General features: G+C 61.8%; 2 protein-coding genes. Both read left to right on the top strand.

The features are described from left to right. Positions 1-195: hypothetical protein (locus ABX749_RS24965; RefSeq protein WP_372898384.1), on the top strand; the 195-nt coding region annotated here is incomplete at its 5' end. A gap of 307 nt (positions 196-502) precedes the next feature. Beyond that, positions 503-3673 (top strand): error-prone DNA polymerase, encoded by a 3171-nt coding sequence (locus ABX749_RS24970; RefSeq protein ID WP_372898385.1) that lies wholly within the window; start codon positions 503-505, stop codon positions 3671-3673. Positions 3674-3915 lie beyond the last annotated feature (242 nt).

Here is a 3915-nt window from a genome sequence, read left to right on the forward strand (position 1 = left end):
ACGATCAAGCACTGCGGCAGCGCGATCACGCAAACCACGATCGTTTGTGGATTGGGATTGCTCGTGTTCGCACTCAGCGACTTTGAACCGACCCGTCGATTCGCCTGGATGATGTTCCTGCTACTGACCGCAGCCCTGGTCGCCGACTTGATGTTGTTGCCGGCACTGCTGTGTCGCCGTCACGCAAAAACCTAGCGGTTCGTCCCTCCACCTTGTCGCTGCCGTCGCCAGACGGCGGCCGCGGCGAGACGGGGTTGGCAGAAGGATGGGGATGGCAGAAGGATGGGGATGGCAGAATGATGGGGGGAGCTGTCTGATTCTGGCTCCGCGATCCGAGCGGTCAGAACATCATTCTGCCCCGAATCATTCTGCCACTTCAAATCATTCCGTCATTCCGCCATCAAGAACCCTTTCGCAACGATCCCCGTCACCACGATTCCGCCGCCGTCTTCGGGCCGGCCCGGTCGTTGCCCCGACGCCGCGGGGCGTCTACCGTTGCGTCATGCGATACGTCGAACTCCACTGCAAAAGCAATTTTTCGTTCCTGTGCGGGGCCTCGCATCCAGACGAACTCGTCACCCGGGCGGCCGAGCTGGGGTATGACGCCCTCGCGCTGACCGATTCGGAAACCCTCGCCGGTGTGGTGCGTGGATTCGGCGCCGCGCGGGACCTGGATTTCAAATACATCGTCGGTGCCGAAGTTCACCCGATCGATGCGCCGTCGATGGTCCTCTGGCCGACCGATCGGGCCGCCTATGGACGCCTCTGCCGACTGCTTTCGCGCGGTCGTCTGCGGTGCGAAAAAGGGCAATGCGAGTTGAGCTGGTCCGATATCGTCGAACTCAGCGAAGGCTTGATCGCCGGAGCGTTTTCCTCGGCCGGCGAACTTGCCCGCGGCGACGATCCCGCAGCGGCGGACAACGATTCGGACAGCGATCCGCGTCAAGCACGCCCCGAGTTGAATCTCGAATTCCTCCGCGGCGAGTTTCGACAACAGTTCGGTGACTCCGCGTACCTGCTGTGTTCGCTCCATCACGGCGTCGACGACCGCGCGACGATCAAGCAAATGCACACGCTGTCTTTGCAGTCCGGGGTGCCCCTGGTCGCCTCCGGAGACGTGCACTACCACACCGCCGATCGGATGTTGATGCACGACTGCGTGACCGCCATCCGCAACGGCACGACCATCGACCAAGTGCACGAACAGCGTTTCGCCAACAGCCAACACCATCTCCGCCCGCTCGCGGAAATCGAGGAACTGTTTCGTGACGTTCCCGAAGCCATCGAGCGCACCCTGCAAATCGCCCAGCGGTGCACGTTCAGTCTGGACGAATTGCGGTACGAGTATCCGCAAGAGATCGCTCCGCCGGGCATGACGTTGCTGGAGCACCTGAAACGGCTGACCTGGGAAGGGGCCCGGCAGCGGTGGCCCGGCGCGGTGCCCGACCGCGTGATCGAACTGCTCAAGCACGAGTTCGAACTGATCGCGGAGCTGCGTTACGAAGCCTATTTCTTGACCGTTTGGGACATGGTTCGCTTCGCCCGCAGTCGAGACATTTTGTGCCAGGGCCGCGGCAGCGCCGCCAATTCAACCGTTTGTTATTGCCTGGGAATCACCAACGTCGACCCCAGTCAAACCGACTTGCTGTTCGAACGATTCATCAGCCGCGAACGCAATGAAGCACCCGACATCGACGTCGACTTTGAACACCAACGGCGCGAAGAGGTGCTGCAGTATCTGTACGAAAAATACGGCCGCGACCGGGCGGGCATGACGGCCACCGTCACGACCTACCGCAGCAAGAGCGCGATTCGCGAAGTCGGCAAGGCACTCGGATTGTCGGCCGATCTGATCGATTCGCTGTCCAAGATCGCCGGCAGCTATCACAGCGACGATGCGTTGCCGACCGGCATGGCCGAATGCGGCCTGGACCCGGAATCTCCGATCGGACAGCGATTCGGCTATCTCGTTCGCACCTTGGTCGGATTCCCTCGTCACCTCTCCCAACACGTCGGGGGCATGGTGATGTCGGCCGGTCGACTCTGCGAATTGTGCCCGATCGAAAACGCGGCCATGCCGGGACGAACGGTGATTCAGTGGGACAAGGACGATCTGGATGAGTTGGGGATTCTCAAAGTCGACGTGCTCGCCCTCGGGATGCTGTCCGCGATCCATCGCTGTTTTGACTTGGTGGCCGATCACTATGGCGAGACCTGGTCGCTTTCCACGTTGCCACACGGCGACAAACCGACCTACGACATGATCTGTCGAGCCGACACGATGGGCGTCTTTCAGATCGAAAGCCGCGCCCAGATGAGCATGTTGCCGCGTTTGCGACCACGTTGTTTCTATGACTTGGTGATCGAAGTCGCGATCGTGCGGCCAGGCCCGATTCAAGGCGACATGGTTCACCCGTTCTTGAAAGCCCGTGACAATCCGGATGCCGTCGTTTACCCCAACGACGCGATCCGTGACGTCTTGAAACGAACACTCGGCGTCCCGATCTTTCAGGAACAAGCGATGCGGTTGGCCGTCGTTGCGGCGGGATTCACCCCCGGCGAAGCCGACCAGCTGCGCCGCGCGATGGCCGCCTGGCGGCGCCCCGGCGTGATCGACAAGTTCCGGATCAAGCTGCTCGACGGAATGAAGGCCAACGGCTTGACGGGCAAATTTGCCGAACAGGTGTTCAACCAGATTCGCGGCTTCGGCGAATACGGTTTCCCCGAATCACATGCCGCCAGTTTTGCGCTGCTGGTCTACGCCTCGTGCTATCTGAAATGCCATTATCCGGCCGCCTTCTGCTGCGCATTGCTCAACAGCCAGCCGATGGGGTTTTATGCACCGGCACAGTTGATCAACGATGCCAAGCAGCACGGCGTGCAAGTTCGCTCGGTCGATGTCAACCAAAGCGATTGGGAATCGACGCTTGAGCCCGACCCAAACCGCAGTGGCCCGGCAATCCGCTTGGGGCTGGGCACGGTGCGCGGGTTGCGCGCCGATGCCGCCGACGCACTCGTCGCGGCGCGGCAGCAATCAGGGCCGTTTCGCGACATCGCCGATCTTGCCAGACGCGCCGGGATCGGCCAGGCGGTGATCTCTTTGCTCGCCGATGCCGATGCCTTGTCGAGCATCGCGGGTGACCGCCGCGCCGCCATCTGGCAATCACTTGGTCAATCCAACAAGCCCGGCGAGGCGCCGCTGTTGGATGCCGTGGATGACGATGACGAATTGCCCGAAGACCTGGTTCCGATGTCACCACTGGAAGAAGTCTACGCGGATTACAACACGACGGGACTGAGTCTGAAGGCCCATCCGATGTCATTCGCCCGCGACGAACTCGATCGGCTCCGCTGTGTGACCTCCGTACAACTTCCCGAACTTCGCGATGGCCGCCACGTCCGCGTCGCCGGCTTGGTGCTGATGCGGCAGCGGCCCAGCACCGCCAAAGGCATCACCTTCGTCACGCTGGAAGACGAAACCGGGTCGATCAACCTGGTGATTTTTCCCAAGGTGTGGCAGCGATTTTTCAAAGTCGCCAAGACCAGCAACGCCTGGCTCGTCGACGGAAAACTAGAAAACCGCAGCGGCGTCATCCACGTGATCACCGGCCGCATCACCGATCTGTCCTCCCAAGTCAGCGGCCTGCAGCTCCGCACCCGCGATTTCCGCTAAGAATTAGAACACGCTTCCCCCCAGTTGTTCCGCGTTAGCGGAAGGGCGCGAGCCCTCCGGTCTCCCCGGCACCCGCCGGGCATTTCGTGTTAGCGACAACCCGCGAGCCCTCCGTTCTCTCCAACGCCCGCCGGGCATTTCGTGTTAGCGACAACCCGCGAGCCCTCCGGTCTCTCCACCGCCCGCCGGGCATTTCGTGTTAGCGACAACCCGCGAGCCCTCCGGTCTCTCCAACGCCCGCC

This window comes from Stieleria sp. (genome assembly GCF_041595215.1).
GTDB lineage: Bacteria > Planctomycetota > Planctomycetia > Pirellulales > Pirellulaceae > Stieleria > Stieleria magnilauensis.